The organism is Shewanella frigidimarina (assembly GCF_003797125.1).
Taxonomy (GTDB): Bacteria; Pseudomonadota; Gammaproteobacteria; order Enterobacterales; family Shewanellaceae; genus Shewanella; species Shewanella frigidimarina.
Genome location: NZ_RKKE01000004.1, coordinates 182,937 through 200,572, shown reverse-complemented (window position 1 = coordinate 200,572; position 17,636 = coordinate 182,937). Strand labels below are relative to the sequence as shown.

At 41.7% G+C, this 17,636-nt stretch carries 15 protein-coding genes; 10 read left to right on the top strand and 5 right to left on the bottom strand.

Annotated features, from left to right (window positions below; translation table 11 throughout):
* Positions 1-130: 130 nt before the first annotated feature.
* The 4 genes from asnC to EGC86_RS14495 form a co-directional block, all read right to left on the bottom strand.
* Positions 131-592, bottom strand: a complete 462-nt coding sequence (gene asnC, locus EGC86_RS14510; RefSeq protein ID WP_011636002.1) for a transcriptional regulator AsnC — start codon at positions 590-592, stop codon at positions 131-133.
* 100 nt (positions 593-692) lie between these two features.
* Positions 693-1,370 (bottom strand): bifunctional tRNA pseudouridine(32) synthase/23S rRNA pseudouridine(746) synthase RluA, encoded by a 678-nt coding sequence (rluA, locus tag EGC86_RS14505; protein WP_123778023.1) that lies wholly within the window; start codon positions 1,368-1,370, stop codon positions 693-695.
* A 94-nt stretch (positions 1,371-1,464) separates the two neighbouring features.
* Positions 1,465-1,755: a hypothetical protein gene (locus tag EGC86_RS14500; RefSeq protein WP_011636004.1), complete on the bottom strand. Its 291-nt coding sequence runs from the start codon at positions 1,753-1,755 to the stop codon at positions 1,465-1,467.
* A 32-nt stretch (positions 1,756-1,787) separates the two neighbouring features.
* The gene (locus EGC86_RS14495) at positions 1,788-2,207 is read right to left on the bottom strand and encodes a hypothetical protein (RefSeq protein WP_011636005.1); all 420 of its coding nucleotides are present in this window, start codon (positions 2,205-2,207) and stop codon (positions 1,788-1,790) included.
* Between the two features lie 565 nt (positions 2,208-2,772).
* Here EGC86_RS14495 and EGC86_RS14490 point away from each other — a divergent pair.
* Complete coding sequence (locus tag EGC86_RS14490; RefSeq protein ID WP_123778022.1) at positions 2,773-3,762, top strand: 2-hydroxyacid dehydrogenase; 990 nt, start codon at positions 2,773-2,775, stop codon at positions 3,760-3,762.
* Between the two features lie 100 nt (positions 3,763-3,862).
* Positions 3,863-4,600, top strand: coding sequence for a dienelactone hydrolase family protein (locus EGC86_RS14485; RefSeq protein WP_123778021.1), 738 nt, complete (start codon positions 3,863-3,865; stop codon positions 4,598-4,600).
* Between the two features lie 69 nt (positions 4,601-4,669).
* On the opposite strand, the gene EGC86_RS14480 is transcribed toward EGC86_RS14485, so the two are convergent.
* A complete protein-coding gene (locus EGC86_RS14480; protein ID WP_102036968.1) occupies positions 4,670-5,209 on the bottom strand; it encodes a mechanosensitive ion channel domain-containing protein in 540 nt (179 codons plus the stop codon).
* A 151-nt stretch (positions 5,210-5,360) separates the two neighbouring features.
* On the opposite strand from EGC86_RS14480, the gene EGC86_RS14475 reads away from it, so the two are divergent.
* From EGC86_RS14475 to EGC86_RS14440, 8 genes are all read left to right on the top strand, one after another.
* Positions 5,361-6,104, top strand: a complete 744-nt coding sequence (locus tag EGC86_RS14475) for a spermidine synthase (RefSeq protein ID WP_011636009.1) — start codon at positions 5,361-5,363, stop codon at positions 6,102-6,104.
* 220 nt (positions 6,105-6,324) lie between these two features.
* Entirely contained in the window at positions 6,325-6,894 is a 570-nt protein-coding gene (gene ahpC, locus EGC86_RS14470; RefSeq protein WP_011636010.1) for an alkyl hydroperoxide reductase subunit C, read from the top strand.
* A 112-nt stretch (positions 6,895-7,006) separates the two neighbouring features.
* The gene (gene ahpF, locus EGC86_RS14465) at positions 7,007-8,572 is read left to right on the top strand and encodes an alkyl hydroperoxide reductase subunit F (protein ID WP_123778020.1); all 1,566 of its coding nucleotides are present in this window, start codon (positions 7,007-7,009) and stop codon (positions 8,570-8,572) included.
* Between the two features lie 465 nt (positions 8,573-9,037).
* Positions 9,038-10,639 (top strand): methyl-accepting chemotaxis protein, encoded by a 1,602-nt coding sequence (locus EGC86_RS14460; protein WP_243638374.1) that lies wholly within the window; start codon positions 9,038-9,040, stop codon positions 10,637-10,639.
* A 349-nt stretch (positions 10,640-10,988) separates the two neighbouring features.
* Positions 10,989-14,708: an ATP-binding protein gene (locus tag EGC86_RS14455; RefSeq protein ID WP_123778019.1), complete on the top strand. Its 3,720-nt coding sequence runs from the start codon at positions 10,989-10,991 to the stop codon at positions 14,706-14,708.
* Complete coding sequence (locus EGC86_RS14450; RefSeq protein ID WP_123778018.1) at positions 14,708-15,361, top strand: condensin complex protein MksE; 654 nt, start codon at positions 14,708-14,710, stop codon at positions 15,359-15,361. Before EGC86_RS14455 ends, EGC86_RS14450 begins: the two co-directional genes overlap by 1 nt.
* Positions 15,358-16,578, top strand: coding sequence for a phosphoenolpyruvate carboxylase (locus tag EGC86_RS14445; RefSeq protein ID WP_102035819.1), 1,221 nt, complete (start codon positions 15,358-15,360; stop codon positions 16,576-16,578). The genes EGC86_RS14450 and EGC86_RS14445 overlap by 4 nt, the downstream gene beginning before the upstream one ends.
* Positions 16,566-17,570 (top strand): DUF7281 domain-containing protein, encoded by a 1,005-nt coding sequence (locus tag EGC86_RS14440; protein ID WP_123778017.1) that lies wholly within the window; start codon positions 16,566-16,568, stop codon positions 17,568-17,570. Before EGC86_RS14445 ends, EGC86_RS14440 begins: the two co-directional genes overlap by 13 nt.
* The last annotated feature ends 66 nt before the right edge of the window (positions 17,571-17,636 follow it).

The window sequence follows — 17,636 nt, the reverse complement described above, 5'->3', positions numbered from 1 at the left end:
ACTTAAAAAGTCGGCAATTAATTGTTAATAAGTATGTGTTGGTTTGTGATTGACGTTGTGTTATTCACTAGTGGGAGTTGACAATTTAGGGGTTGATGCAGGGCTTGAGGGCTACTTAGCCCTCCATGATCTATGGCTTTACAGATCTTACGATGGGATTTTGTAGGCTAATAAGTGTTTCTGTAGACTGGATTTCATCAATAGACTGAATACGATTAATCAGCACATGCTGCAATCCATCGATAGATTGGCACATTACCTTTACAAATACCGAGTAATTTCCGGTGGTGTAATACGCTTCCACTACTTCTTCTAATTCATTTAGCTTGGCAATAGCAGCGGGATAATCGCCAGCACTCTTCAAGTTGATACCGATAAAACAGCAAACATCATAACCGAGCGCTTTGGGGTTTACGGTAATTTGCGCACCAGTAATAATGCCTGCTTGTTTCATTTTTTCAACGCGAACATGAATCGTCCCAGCACTGACATTAAAACGTTTCGCCAGTTCCGCAAAAGGTGTTCTGGCGTCTTGCATAAGTGCGGTGAGAATATGATTGTCTAATTCATCACGTTGAAATGAGCTATCCACTGTATAAAGCCTAATAAACCATTAATTGGCCATAAATTTACGACTTTCATTGCATAATAGCTACTAAAATTAGCATGGTTATTAACAATGTTTAATTTTGTTATTGATCCGCCGTTGGAGTCATGAACGTGACGGGTGACTCAAAATGCATTACTTGCTGAGAGTAAGGATGAGTTATCGATAATGCCGCTGCATGAAGGAGTAATCTAGGTGATAAGCTTTTTGCTAAAGGATCGGCATAAAATCCATCACCCAGAATAGGGTGGCCTAATGCCATCATATGAACTCGAAGCTGATGTGAGCGTCCAGTAATAGGAGTGAGTTTGACTAATGTAGACTTAGCACCATAGCTCACGACTTCAACTAACGTCACCGAAGGCTTACCAACTGTGTGGTCGACTTTTTGTTTGGGTCTATTAGGCCAATCACAAATTAGTGGTAAATCGACTCTCGAGATATTGGATTTCATATGACCAGCCACTCGAGCAAAATAGGTTTTGGCTGTTTCTCTATCACGAAATTGACGTTTTAATTCTCGTTCAGCACTGCGCCGTAGTGCGACGACAATGACTCCAGAGGTTGCCATGTCTAATCGGTGTACAATTTGTGCATTTGGATGTTCAGCTAAAACTCGAGAATAAATACTGTCATGGTAAATAGCTTCTCTTCCTGGAACCGAAAGTAGTCCAGAGGGCTTATTTGCGACCAGAATATCCTTGTCTTGATACACAATATCTAACCAAGGGGTGGTAGGTGGGTTGTAAATGAAATCAGCCATAGTTGCTCTCGTGAGTCAATTCGCGGCAAAGATACCGCTAGGGCTTATGATGTGCAAGTATAGAATGGTATTGCTGGGAGACTAAAATAACGATTTAAGAGAATGCATTACCGTTGACGTGCATGATGGTGAATGTCCACACTACAAATGCGAGTGGGATATGTACCAACGCATAAAAGCATTGATCAAGACGACTCATACCTTTTGCTTGCCAAATTAAATATAGATGCGCACCAATAACTGTCGGAAATAGCGCTAACAATGGATAAAGTGAAAATGGACTGGCATCAGTAAAAATGGCATGAGTCATCAACGCCCAAACTACCATCAAAGCGGTAGTCATTGGCGGCATAGCAACGCGATATTGATCTGGGTAAGGGAACATCCCATGTCCTTAAAGTCATCTGTTGTGGCGTATTAGCCTTTTATTTCTTTTTTGCTCTGAATCACTTTTCGATGAACTACCGAGTAATGGCGTAATCCAGCAGGTCCGTGAGATACAATAACAGATAATAAAATAATAAAGATGACTAATTCAGAATGACACTGACTTATTTGAATAAAAAAACCTAGCAATATCACTTTTAGTAGGGTTAACACTCCTTTGAGTTGTATCAGCCAGCGCCAATCTCTAATGATTTCCCAACTCATTAGTAATACACCGGATATGATTGCAACAAGCCAATAATTCAACCATAGAGATAACTCAAGATTAAATATTATGCCACCACCACTGCCCACTACACCAATAATATGTAGTGCTCTGAGTGCAGTTTTGCTTATCCGTTCAATCCAAAATCGACGGTCTGATACTGGCAAGTTTTTTTTCTGATTCATAGTTTCGTTGTTAGATTAACATTGCGGTAACATTAGCAATTTTACCCCGTTAAAACAGTGATGGGTACAGCAGTTTTTTTCATTTTCAATGTGATTATTCAATTTAATTAATGAATGCCTTAAGTAGATGTTCTTTATCATGTGTTCTAGCTTACTAGGTATCTCTTAAGAGCATCTCTACTCTAGATTATTTGAAGTAGAGTGAAATGAGAATATGTTGATGAACAAATGAAATCGACATTCGCTATGTTTAGTTTGCTGCCGCATCACTTTAATCGTGAATACTGCTCCAGATAATTTGGCTAAATCCGTGCTTATATAGAAAGGAATGTATAACGCTAAACGGTTATTTTTTGTTGGCGTTACCAGCAAACTATACCGCAGAGTGATTATTGTTGTTGCTATTCGCAAGGCCTAGCCTGGATCACAATTTCATCTTTATCCCGTGTGATATTGACGACAATAACTGTTAATTCACATACAATTAACTTCTGTTTTGAGCGCGACTATTGCGGTAAATCGTTGTAAACGATCGCGATAGCGCCATTAACGCATTTGGAGCCTTATGAGAATTGGATTTTTTAGCGCAAAGCCTTACGACATCCGCCATTTCAATAGTATTAACGAAACCTTTAAGGTTGATATTGAATTCTTTGATTACCGACTTTGCATGCAAAACGTAAAATTAGCAGAAGGCTATGAAGTTGTGTGTGCGTTCGTCAACGACTCTTTATGTGAAGAAGTGTTAGTTGAGTTGGCAAAAGGCGGTACAAAAATTATTGCCATGCGTTGTGCCGGTTTCAATAATGTTGATTTAATCGCTGCCGAGCGACTCGGTATGAAAGTCGTTAATGTACCAGCATATTCACCTGAGTCAGTTGCCGAGCATTCGGTGGCCTTAATGTTGACCTTAAATCGTAAAATTCATAAAGCTTACCAACGTACTCGTGACGCCAATTTTGCTTTATCGGGTCTTGTCGGTTTTAACATGTTTGGCAAAACAGTTGGGGTAATAGGCACAGGTAAAATTGGTTTAGCTACCATTAAAGTTTTACTCGGATTTGGTTGTAAAGTGATCGCCCACGATCCTTATCCAAACCAAGCGGTAATCGACTTAGGCGTCGAATATGTCCCATTAGAAAGCCTGTATCCTCAATGCGATATCATTAGTTTGCATTGTCCATTGACTAAAGATAATCATCATTTACTCAACAAAGTGAGCTTCAATCAAATGAAGCAAGGCGTGATGGTGATTAATACCAGCCGCGGCGGATTACTTGATGCATTTGATGCCATGGAAGCGTTAAAAGATGGCCAGATTGGCTCGTTAGGGCTAGATGTATACGAAAATGAAAAAGGATTATTTTTCGAAGATAAATCAAATGAGATTATTCAAGATGATATCTTCCGTCGCTTGTCTGCTTGTCATAATGTGATTTTTACTGGTCACCAAGCCTTTTTAACTGAAGAAGCATTAAATGCAATAGCCTCAACAACATTAACTAATGTGACGCAGTTGACCACTGGGCAAACTTGTAATAATGAGCTGTTTTAATTCGCATGGGTTAACCTGAATACTTACGAGTTCATAAACTATAATCACATTCTGTCCAGCCTGATAAAGATTAGGCGCAGAGCAAAATAAATGGAACATTATGATTACAACAACAGAAATCCACGACATTAAAACGGCTACGGGCTTAATGCGTACCACGCTTTATCGTCCAGACACTAAAGGCCAATTTGCGACCATTATTTTCTACTCAGAAATATTTCAGCAAACCGCGCCTATTGCTCGCTCAGCGGCAATCTTAGCTGGTCATGGTTTTGTTGTATTAGTACCAGAAGTGTTTCATGAGCTAAATCCTATCGGAACCGTGTTGGCGTATGACGAAGCTGGTAAAGATAAAGGTAATGCAGACAAGTGGGCCAAACCATTAGAGCAACATGACAGCGATACTCAAGCATTAGTCGACTTTGCTCGGGCTCAGTCATTTTGCAGCGACAAAGTGGGCGCTATGGGCGTTTGTATCGGTGGTCACTTAGCTTACCGCACCGCACTTAATCCAGACATCAGCGGTGCTTTTTGTTTATACCCAACCGACATTCATTCAAACACATTACCTTGCCAGGTAGGCAATGATTCATTAACCCGTACTGGCGATATAAAAGGCGAGTTGGTGATGGTGTTTGGTAAGCAAGATCCGCATGTCACTAAAGAAGGCCGTAAGCTTATTTATCAAAAGCTTGAGCAGGTAAATGCAAACTTTACTTGGCTTGAAGTCAACGCTCAACACGCTTTTATGCGTGATGAAGGCGAGCGTTTCGATGCCGCTTTAGCGTTGCAAATGTATTTACAAGCGGTGGCATTTTTTCATCGAGTATTAAACTAGCTATGTAAGATACAATCAAAAAGGCGCTAAATGCGCCTTTTTTGTGTCTGAATGTGCAGGAAATAACGGTTATTTACGTTTAGGTATCACACGTTTTATCGGCTGTACTTTCTTTGCTGGCATTTCATTTGGCAGTTTTATAACCCCTTTTTGTAATAGCAGGCTGTTAGGGTAAGTCATCACGTCACCGGACTCGCGTTTAATTAAAATGTGAAATAATGCGATTTCTACAATCACCCCAGACATATCTTCGTCTTTTTCAACAATTCTAATTCTGTCGCCAATGCGATACGGAAAAGCAAAAAATATTAGTACCCCAGCGGTAATGTTACTGAGGATTGACCACTGGGCAAATAATGCCACGCCTAAAACGGCAAACGCCGAAGAGACAAATAACGATACCTCTTGATAACCTAAACCGAGCGATATCGCCATGATTGAGATTGTGACAAAAAACATAAAGTAAGAAATAAGCCGAGTCACTAAGCGACTGCGCACTTCGTTAACCTGTTTTTTCTCAGCTTGTTGCCTAATCCATTTACTCACTTGGCGCTGAGCAAACAAAAATACCGCTAAATACACAATACACATCAGCAACTGGTTAAGCATGTAAATTCCCTGTCAAATAATGAAGGCCAATAAATTCTATCATCAGTAATAAATTGGCTAATAAGGCTCAGACTTGGTACTTCATTCTGAGGTACAATGCGGTTTTAATGCTTGCTTAATAATGATTGCAAGCCAGCCAACTGAGTGAAGTATGTCCGATTATAAAGTATTGCATGTCGACAGTGATAGTGTTGGTGATTTTTGTGTGCTCGATGATGGTGATTTTAGAGTGTTATCTTTTGGAGATAACGACGAGCAAAGCAAAATGGATAAAGCCCAACCGCATGTGCCGCAGCATACTTATGTTCAGGCAATGCTTGCGGTATTATTATTTACTCAACCTAAAAGTGTGATTATTTTAGGCTTAGGCGGCGGAGCATTAGTCCACTCGCTTCGGCATGTTGATGCCGCGATTAAAATTACTGCAGTAGAGTTACGAGAAAGGGTAATTGAGGTAGCCAAACGATTTTTTCAATTGCCACTGGGTAAAAAATTGAACTTAGTTCATCAAGATGCCAATGTCTTTTTGGCCAATGCAGAACACAAAAAAGTCGATGTCGTTTTTGCCGATATATACAGTAACAAAGGTGTCGATAAGCAACAGCTATCAACGTTGTTCATTGGTCAAGCAAAGCAACTTTTAAAAACGGATGGTTTTTTAGTGCTTAATTGTTGGAAAGAGCATAGTCGTGACACCCAACTGCGTGACACTCTTTATAGCCATTTTACGCATGTTTATGCTTGTTTAACTGGCGGTGGTAATTGGGTTGTATATGCCACTAATGGTCATACTGGGTTTGCCGCCGCGAACAATAAGCAAGCCTTACAAGCATTATCGCAAAAGCTCGATACCAACATCAGCCGCGTATTAACTCGTTTTGGTATTTGGGAATAACTCACCTTGATAATAGAACGTTGCTCATTACGACGTTCTGTTTTATTGATTAACATTAAGTTCAATATAAAAAATCGATTAAGGTGATAGTTTTTATCCGTTATACTTAATTCATCTCCATCGCTATTATGATTCACATCAGATGACGAGCACATGTTCATCATCACCGACACCACATGGTATCGGGTTAACGTAAATCTTAATTCCAATGGAGCATGACATGACACAATCTATCATCAATAGCACTATCAAACCTTTCAAAGCAACAGCATTCCACAATGGTGCTTTCGTTGAAGTTACAGAGCAAGATTTATTAGGCAAGTGGGCAGTAGTATTTTTCTACCCAGCTGACTTCACTTTCGTATGTCCAACTGAATTAGGCGACATGGCTGATCATTATGAGAAGCTACAGGCAATGGGCGTTGAAGTTTACTCAGTATCAACTGACACTCACTTTACTCATAAAGCTTGGCATTCAAGTTCAGACACAATCGGTAAAATTACTTACCCAATGATAGGTGACCCAACTGGCGCAATCACTCGCAACTTTGGTGTGATGATTGAAGAAGACGGTTTAGCCCTACGTGGTACTTTCGTTATCAACCCTGAAGGCCAAGTTAAAGTAGCTGAAATTCATGACCTAGGTATTGGCCGCAGCGCTTCTGAACTAGTTCGTAAGATTCAAGCTGCACAATATGTTGCAACTCACGATGGTGAAGTATGTCCAGCTAAATGGCAGCCAGGTGAAGAAACATTAGCTCCTTCAATTGACCTAGTCGGTAAAATCTAACCGCTAAGTTCACCCTTAGGTTAGTAATATCATCTCCAGCTAGTCGGTGTTCCCCCGGCACTGACTAGCACTTTTAAACTCATCGATTATTCCCCATTTTTTAGGAGTTGTTATGTTAGATGCGAATGTAAAAAATCAACTGAAAACCTATCTGCAAAACCTCAAGCGCCCAGTTGAACTTGTCGTATCTGCAGATGACTCAAACAAAGGTAAAGAATTAACCAGCCTAGCCCAAGACATTGTTGACTCATCAGACTTAGTTTCAGTCACGTATCAGCAAGGCAAGCGCACACCAAGCATGAGTGTTATTAACCCACAAGCTGCAACCAACATAACCTTTGCTGGATTGCCAATGGGCCATGAATTTACCTCACTGGTGTTGGCGTTATTACACAGCGGCGGACATCCGATTAAGTTAGATGCGGATACCATTGAACAAATCCGTCAGCTACCTGGTGAATTCCATTTTGAAACCTATATTTCGTTAAGTTGCCAAACCTGTCCAGAAGTGATCCAAGCACTGAATATGATGGCGGCAATTAACCCAAATATTACTAACGTGATGATTGACGGTGCGCTTTTTCAACAGGAAATCAGCGATCGCAATATCATGTCAGTTCCATCAGTATTTTTAAACGGCGAAGCCTTCTCTGTCGGTGCCATTAGCGTTGTTGAAGTACTGAATAAATTAGATAAAAATGCTGCGGGCAGACAAGCCGAACAATTAAACCAAAAATCAGTTTTTGATATGTTAGTGGTTGGCGGCGGCCCGGCTGGTGCAGCCGCGGCAATTTATTCTGCTCGTAAAGGCTTAAACACCGGTATTGTTGCCGATAAATTTGGCGGACAAGTCGCCGAAACAGTAGGTATTGAGAACTTTATTTCAGTGTCTAAAACTGAAGGTCCTAAACTAGTTGCTAACCTTGAAGCCCACGTTAAAGATTATGACGTCGACATTATGCAAAACCAACGTGCGTTGAGTTTAGCTAAAAATGGCCTGTTTGATGTGACCCTAGAAAGTGGCGCAACGCTGCGTAGTAAAACGATAATCTTGGCAACGGGTGCACGTTGGAGAGAAATGAACGTCCCTGGTGAGCAAGAATACCGTAATAAAGGTGTAGCGTATTGTCCACACTGTGATGGCCCATTGTTCAAAGGTAAACGTGTTGCGGTTATCGGTGGTGGTAACTCAGGAATTGAAGCGGCTATCGATTTAGCCAATATCGTTGAACACGTCACTGTACTTGAGTTTGACAGTAAGTTACGTGCCGATGAAGTGCTACAGCGCAAAGCTAAATCAATGGGTAACATCACGATTATTACCCAAGCGATGACCACAGAAGTAAAAGGTGATGGTACCCGCGTAACCAGTTTGATCTACACCGATCGTGCAACAGGTGAAAGCAATACCGTTACCTTAGCCGGTATCTTTGTGCAAATTGGTTTAGTGCCCAATACTGAATGGTTAAAAGGTGTGGTTGATATGACACCTCGTGGCGAGATTATTGTCGATGAGCGTGGTCAAACCTCAATTCCAGGGGTATTCGCCGCAGGTGATGTAACCAATACCCCGTTTAAGCAAATTATTATCGCTATGGGCAGCGGCGCAACAGCATCACTGGGTGCATTTGATTATCTGATCAGACATTCAGAAGAAGAGGATGTAAAAGCTGCATAGCAGATTGTAAGATTTGTTATATGTGGTTTTATTTCAACCACCGAATAAGAATAGCCCGCATTTTTGTGGGCTATTTTTTTGTTTATTCATTTACAATTTTTCATCGTAGGGATTGGCAGTTTATCAATAACTGATAAAGAAATTGATATATTAGAAAAGTTTCAAGTATATTGGACTTAGGTCGATAGCCTTTACGTACATATAGACATAGATAGTCATTTACGCATGAGCTTTATTTCGTTAGAAAGTATTTTTATAACAATAAAATAGTACCAGCTATGGTGAATTGACTAAAGATTGATGTGAAGCGGTATCCGTAGCAACACAATAAACAACCTCAAGGATTGAGACTAGGCATCACAGTTCTCAATAGCAATATCTCAGTAGCTGTATTGATAAGCTCTACATTGGTTTTATCTTCATTTGATTATCGCTTGGGGGCGGAATATGAATTGGTTTAGTAACATGTCAATCTTTAAAAAGGTTGGATTGATTTTTGTGTTATCGGTTATTATTTTTGCCGTTAACCTTGGTATCAGCACTGTTGCGATTAATAAAAATCGTGACACCTTGTCTTTCATGGAAACCAAGGTGGCACACCGGGTTGAACTTGCAAATCAAAATGTCATTTATGTACAACGCTTAGATGAGTTATATACTCAAGCGGTATCGTTTGCAGATGAAGATTTACTTGAGAACGCCAATAAAACGTTTGTTTCACTTAACGATAATTTAACCGACTTATCAACTACCGATCAGCAAGAAACTGCAGTTTTATCGCAATTATCTAACAACCTCAATGAATACAATACCATGACACTATCATTGGCTAGAGGCATGCTTGATGGCACGATCGATATGGCAGATGTGGGACAAATCAGTCAGAAAAAAGCTAAGATTTTCGATAAACTGACCAACGGAATTACTGTTTATAAAGCCGACAAAGTGGATGAGTTTAGCTCTACCATTAAAGAAGCTGGCGACCGTTCAGAGCAAAGTTTATATCTTTCATTTAGCATCGGTATCGCATTATTGGTATTTATGGCACTTGCTACCATTTCTATTGCACGTGCCATCAGTGGTTCTGCTGGTGATGTGGCAAACTCATTGGGTGAGTTAGCAGATGGTAAAGGTAACTTACGCCACCAATTGACGGTTGCAGGTACTGATGAACTGGGGCAAGTATCGAGTAATTTTAACCGTTTTTTACGTTTATTAGCTGACTCTATTCAACGTGTAGTCAGTGTAACCAGTCCATTATTAGACAGTGCGTCATCGCTAAAAGAACGTATGGCTGTAGCGACTAAGGCAACCAAGCAACAAAGCCACGATGCTAAAGCCGTGCATATGTCGATGGAAGAAATGCGCCACTCGGTGAATGACATTTCACATAGTGCCCAGCAAGCGGCAGAAGCTGCGCAAGTTGCTGAACGAGAAGCGACGGAGGGCTTGGCTGTAGTACAACGTACAGTGAGAATTTCACAAGAACTCAACTCCGGTATTGAGCTGGCATCTAACTCCATTCATGAATTAGCCAAAGATACCGAAAGTGTTGGCTCTATTTTGAACGTAATTACCTCTATTGCAGATCAAACAAACTTATTGGCGTTAAATGCCGCTATTGAAGCAGCTAGAGCGGGTGAGCATGGGCGAGGTTTTGCCGTTGTTGCTGATGAAGTTCGTGCACTTGCTTCTAAAACGGCAGACGCGACTAAAGAAATTCGTGGTGTACTAGAGAAGCTTAAAATCGCAGCTGAATCATCGGTAAGTACTATGGATGTGGCGATTACTAAGTCATCAGAAAACGAACGTTATGCTAAAGATACCGGTGAAGTATTAAGCTCAATTCAATCTAAAATTGTCAGTATTAATAGTATGAATACTCATATTGCTTCAGCCACTGAACAGCAATCTTTGGTTGCTGCACATGTGGCGAATAATGTGGTTGAAATGAATGCATCATTTGAACAAACATTGGGTATTCTTGCAGAAGTGCAGGGCATTTCAGAAGGATTAGATGGTTTTGCTAATGAGCTTAACCACGCTACCTCACAGTTTAAATTGTAATATTGCTGACAACTCAGATCCAAATGTGAGTGGTACACCATAAAAAAACGCACAGAGAAATCTGTGCGTTTTTTATTTTATCCCGCACCAAAAAGCCTTCTGCTCCGCAGTGTTTATCCTCTCTGCCTGACGACATATGTTGCACATAAACAGTTTCTGGCTGTTTGCTGCATTGTTAGCCGCCATTTTTGAATTATTTAGCGTATTATAAAGCCAATTTTTGTGGGGGAAAATTGCCTCCAACCTGCGTTTGTTTTACTTTATTTAAATTGAATAAATAGACGTTATTTTTTCATCCGTATTTTGCTTCTTTGTCACTGCAATGTGAGCTGTTTGGAAAAGGATTATCATGCCAAGCTTGATTAGAATCGTGTTAATTAATACCCACCTACCAGGTGTGGTCGAACTGTTATTAAATGGTCACACTAATATTTGTGGTACCAATGCCTCTGGTAAAACAACCTTACAACGGTTAGTGCCGGTATTTTATGGCGAGTACCCTAGCCGTGTTGTGCCGTCAACGCGTGACAGTTTCGAACGTTGGTATTTACCCCATGACTCAAGCTACATTATCTATGAATATCAAAAAGATGATGGTTTACTTTATCAAGCGGTTTTAGCATCAGCGGGTGACGGTAAAGGGGTAAACTACCGCTTTATTGGCCGTGCTTTTGAGTTAGAGCATTATATTAAGTCGCGTAATGGCGACACCATCATTTGTCATTCAATGGCAGAGTTGGGCCGTGAAGTAAAACGTGATGGCGTAGCCCATACAAACTTGTTAAACACTCGAGAGTTTCGAGCGATCATCCAGAACGATCGTAGCTTATTAAATACCGGCAGTAACCGCAATGAGCTGCGTACTTACGCGCGTCAGTTCTCGTTGTGTGACGGTGAACATAGCTTGCGTCATATCGAAAAACTCGCCAAAGCAGTGCACTCGAAAGAGGGCAAAATGGAAACGGTTAAATCAATGATCGCAGCCATTTTAGAAGAAGATGGGGTAAACCCACCGACGTCTAGACTGAATCCGCAACGAGTAGAAACGTGGATCCGTGAAAGTCAGCTGGTGCAAGGTTTTGAACAAATCCGCCCCGAATACGAAAAGCTCGAACAAGAATTTAATCAGTTATTAAGTGCAGAGTTACGCTTAGCCAGTTTATCGCGCGGTTATCGCGCTGACGAAACCTTAGAAGCTGAGCGTCAAGATCGTAACCAAACTCATGGTAAAGAACTAAACCTCAAGTTGCGCTTATTAGATGATGAGTGGAAAGATGTTCGTGATGAGTTAAACCAGGAATTATCTGCTGCTAAAGGTGACGCTGGCAAGTTTGAAGATGAACTTAATGCCATTGAAGACCAGCATGCTGCCTTTTTAGATGCCGACATTGAACAAGCCAAAGCTGATTTAGATAATTTGCCTAATTGGCGCTGTGATGTTGAAAACCTTAACGAGCGTCATAAATTACAAACCGAAAAACACCAAGATATTGAAGCCGCCTTTAATGCCCGCCGTAGTAAAATTGCTGAGCAATTACATCGCGAACTTGAAATGCTACATCTTGAGCAAGACACCCAACGTGAAGCGCGTGATAAGCAACGTGAGCTTGCCAATGACGATCTTGCTAAACTAGAGCTGCAATGGCGTGAACAAACTGATGCTGGTAAAGCTAAATTTAGCGAACAAGAATATCAACTTAAATTAACCGCTGCCGAGCTTAAGCATCGAGTTGATGGTGTGACTTACACCGAAGATGAAAAAATGCGTTTAGCGATTTTCGATGAACGCATAAGCCTAGCTGATGAAGAGCAAGAAACCTGTAATCAAAAGGTCGATCGTTTAACCACAGAAGAGCGTAAACAACGAGCCAAGCGCGACCAAGCTAACGAAGCGCTGCGTATATCCAGCATTCGCGTTAGTGACCGAGAAAATGCCAAAGAAGAACTGCACCATATGTTGTTCCCACAGTCGCATACCTTGTTGGAGTTTTTGCGTAAAGAAGCCCACGGTTGGGAGCACACCTTTGGTAAAGTTATCGCGCCAGAGTTGTTGCATCGCAGCGATCTACACCCAAGCCTAACCAAAGACAGCAGTGAAGCATTATTTGGGGTTAACCTCGATCTTAAAGCCATTGATGTACCGGAGTATGCCGCTACAGAGCAAGATTTACGTATTCGTTTAGCCAAAGCAGAAGAAGCACTAAAAAGTGCGCAAGAAATGCATGCCGAAGCGGAAGATCAACTGGTTGCTATGAATACGGCGCTCGATAGCATCACCCGCGAACTGACATTTGCCCGTACAGCGTACAAAAATAGCCGTGAAGATTTACGCCGTCTGTTTGACGAGAAGCGTAACGAACAACAAAAAATCAATCAAGCTGTGGCAGATCGTAAAGCCGATTCGAGCAAGCGATTAGTACAACTTGATAATGAACTTAAGCTGCTTAGCAATCAGCATCTTGGTTGGTTAAGCGAGCAAAAAGAGCAGGCGCTTGAAGCGCGCATGGAAAAAAATGCCTATTGGCAAGAAGTGGTCGGCGCCATTGATAATCAATTAGGCCAGATTAAAGCCAATATTGAACAACGCCGTGCCAATGCAAAAATCGAGCAAAAAGCAGGTGAAACCTGGTACAAAAATGAGCTTAAATCACGTGGTGTTGATGAAGGCACCATTTTGGCGCTTAAAAAACAGATCCGCGATCTTGAAGCCTGCATCAGTAATGCAGAACAACGCCGCAGTGAAGTGCTGCGTTTTGATGATTGGTATCAACATACCTGGCTTGTTCGAAAGCCTAAAGTGCAAACGCAATTAACTGATGTTAAGCGCGCTACGCTGGAATTGGAGCAACTGCTAAAAGCGAAAACGGCAGAAATAAAACACCGAAGAGACAGTTTAGAAACCGAACGTAAAGCCTGTGATGCCGCCCAAGTAGAGGCGTCTGAAAACCTCACTAAGCTGCGTGCAGTGATGCGCAAGTTAGCTGAGCTCAAATTGCCAGCTAATAACGATGAAGCGATGGGCAGCATTGGCGAGCGTTTGCGCCAAGGCGAAGATTTATTGCTAAAGCGTGACTACTTAATGGGTTCTGTTAAACAATATGTTGAACACTTTGACTCGGTCATTGCCAGTAAATCAGGTTCAAGTTTGGCCGAATTTTGGGAGCGGGCCCGTGATGAGTCTAGCTTTGTTAACGACAAAGGTATTCGTCTACTCGACTATCGCAAGTTAGTCCCACAGCTTGAGCAGTTATTGAATGTGATGGTGCCGCAATCGTTAATGGCGATCCGCGAACAAGGGCGTATTTTTGGTATCGACTTAACCGCATTCTATGACGTGTTAACCGATATTGACCGCCGTATTGCCAGCCAAAGCGCGCGTATTACCCGTGAAGTGGGTGAAGAATTATTCCTCGAAGGAGTATCAGAGTCGGCTGTGCGAATTCGCTCTCGCATCAGCGAACTGGAGTTTTGGCCTGAACTTGAAGTGTTTGTTAAAGCCTTTAAAGCGTGGAAAGCAGATGGTTTCAGCCAACTACCGGACGAGCATTACACTAACTCAATGCGCCGTGCATTAGACATTATTGGCCGTGCAGCATTAACCGGCGGTATTGCGAAACTGTTAGAAATCGAATTGCGTTTAAAAGAAGGTAACAGCGACTTAATTATTCGTACCGACCGTCAGTTAAACGAGTCTTCAAGTCATGGTATGGCTTACCTTATTTTATGTAAGTTTTTATTGGCCTTCACCCGTTTATTGCGCGGCAAAGCCAATGTCACTATCCATTGGCCAATTGATGAGTTAGGTACGCTACATCACACTAACGTGAAGAAAATCTTCGATGCCTGTGAGAACAACAATATCAGTGTATTAGGGGCTTTCCCAAATCCTGAATCTGAAGTGCTAAGTCTATTTGCTAACCGTTACATCATTAATAAGCAAACTAAAAAGCTGCAGGTCGTTAAACCTAAAGCCAACCCGTTAGCGGCCCGTTTATCGCAACGTAACACTAAAACCGAAATGCCTACGGCGGAAATGACTCGCGCTGAAACTGCTAAGGAGCACATCTAATGTCTGAATCGACTGAAACTACCTTAGTTGGTACTGGCGCATTAATAGAGCAATTGTTGCGTGGTGAGTTTATTTGCCGAGTGACCAATGAAGATGGTTGGCGGGCATTAAAAAACAACAGCACTCGCGACAGAGTTGAAACCTACCTTAACCAAATTAATCGCACCATTGCGAGTGCTGGTGAGGGTGAAGTCTTTTTTTGCGGTTATTTGCAGCTAGGTGAGGTTGAGCGCAAAGTTATTTCATCGCAATTTAAAGATATTTGCTCAGGACTTATTCCATTAGTGGAATGGCTGGTATTAGTGCAAGAAGCCAGTGGTCAAGATGCTCCGCTGAGCGAAGGCGCGCTGATCCGCTTAACCGATTTACAAGCGCGTATTGAAGACACGCCAGCCTTTAGAGAGCAACTCACTAAGTTGAGCCATTACCGATTATTCGGTTCAAGCAGTACTAACGTTGACGGCCAAATTAAGTTGGTGTTTAAGCGCTTAGTGGAACTGGGTTATTTAACCAAACCCAATAGTGAAAAACAGATTTATATCGCCACGGGTAAGTTAGATTATTTATACGAAGTGATTCGCTTTATTGATGAGACCGAAGGCTTAAGTCTTGAGGCTCAGGCAGAAACCGCGACCCAAAGGGACTTGATATGAGCAGTAACTTACACCAAGCTGGGGTAAAGCTGCTCAAACAACTTGGGCGCCATGCCGATGTTGTCATGGATGCATATTTGGCTGGGTCGATTAACGATACAGCCCATGATGCTGGCGTTATCGAAAAACTGAAAAAAAGTGGCATTTTATGGCGACCAGAACCGGATCAAGAACTGCGCTTAAAGCGTTCGGTGCGGGCATTATTGGAAGAAGCATTAAGCGACGAACGTAATCGACAGATTGATGCCAACGTCGGCTCAGCGCTAGCGACAATAAAAACCTTAGCCGACCATTATAAAGAGGCGCGCCGTGATGTGGATTTTAGTGCTGCAGAAGCCTATTTAGCCGATTTAAATGAGCATGTTTACAGTTTTACCGACAGTTTGCGTTATTCAATTCGGGTGTTATGGAGCCGAATTAACAACGAATTTGGTTATGTTGGGACTATAAGTGCCAAAATTCGCGAAAACGAATTAGCCCAAAGCCAGGTGTCAGAACTGCTAAACGGCTTAGAAATGTTTCAATTTAGCGAGTTAGGTGAAATTGCTGGCGATATTCGTGAATTGCGCCGTTTATTGATGACCAGCTTGCAAGAAACCTTAAGTCAATGTACCCAAGAGTTGAGTATTGTCCAGGCGAGATTATATGAGTTACTTGGGCGATTTAGGCAAATACAAGGGCGTACCCGATTACTAAAAGGTTGGTTACTGCACACCAACATGCATCCTGATTATCAACCTGAAAACCATGTAGTGCATAAAGCGGTGCCGATATTATTTAATTGTGCTGAAGCGCTGATAGCCCCTGCAAGTGTTGATGTGTCAAACCCTCATCACGAACTAGAGCTGATGGGGTTAGTGGCACAAGTTAAAGCCATTAGTCGCGACTCGTTACCTGCGGTACTGCGTGAGCACAACGTGACCTTTGAAATGGGCGACAGTGAGGATTTCGATATCCCTGAAAATCCCCTTAAAATAGCCGTGGATGAATATTTTTGTGAAGTGATTGATTCTGGTTTACGTCAATCGGCATTAAGCTATTTGCAAGAGAAGCAATTAACATGGGATGCAGAAAGCTGGCTTTATCAAGTCATTGGCGGTTATGAAGGTTTAGCCGATGAGCATAAAAATTACTTTGAGCTTGAACCGATAGGTAAACCTGATCCGGTTTATAGCGGTAACTTTATCATTAACGATGTTGAGTTATGGCTAGCCTAAGCAAAAGACAGTTACAGCTAATGGAACACGCGGCAAAGCAGCGCTTGCCGCGTGTGAAGTTAACTGCCGATTGGAAAAAATTGTATCAGTTGTGGCATATAGGTGAGACCGATGGAACTGACAAATACTTGTATTTGACTGCAAACGATTATGTTTTACTGCGTAACATGGCCCAAATTGATTCGGGCTTAGATATTCTGGCCCTTGATTTTGATGTGCCCCGCCAACAGATGTCACAACTCAGCGCTAATGAAAAATACGCTAACATCAGCCCTGAAGCTGACTATGTATTAATTAAGCTAGCGCCTAGTTTATCTCAAAGCTTAGAGACTGATTTAGCGTCAGGTTCAGTTGCCGATTTATTATCTGTACATAATTGTTCACTGCGATTAAAGGTCGACAGTGCGATTGCGCTTTGTCAGCGACTCAATTTACCGAACCTTATTGTGGTCGAAAATCTCGACAGTTTTGATCACTTTTTTGCTAATTCATTTACCCCAGATTTACAGGCCATCATTAATAACTGCATGGTGTTATACCGTGGTAGTCATGACTATTCGCCAGCAGGCCGAAAGCGTTTTTTACACTTACTTCAACCACTCAACATCAATGTAATTGGCTTTACTGATCTTGATCCTGCAGGATTAATGATTGCTAATACCCTTGAGTCTTGCAGCAGCATTATAGTGCCGCAACTTGCGCTAGAGTCGCCTGATAAGTTATTAGCGTTAGCCCAGACAAATTCGACGGATGATTTTCATAAACAACACAAGCAATGGGCTTACCTTAATAACTTACATCGAGATGCACATTCTGGCGAACAATCAAAGTCTCTATCTGCTTATCAATCTTCCTCTCAATCAATAAAATACAGCTCGCAGTGGTTAGCGTTAGTGCAATGGCTCGGACAACATTGCGTGAGCATTAAACAACAACATATGTTAGCCAAATCCATGTCACTGACGTTGCTTAATATCCACTGTTCAGAATAAAACCACTCTTCATAATAAAACCACTGTGCAGAATAAAAAAAACACTACGCTGATTGAGCCAGCTAA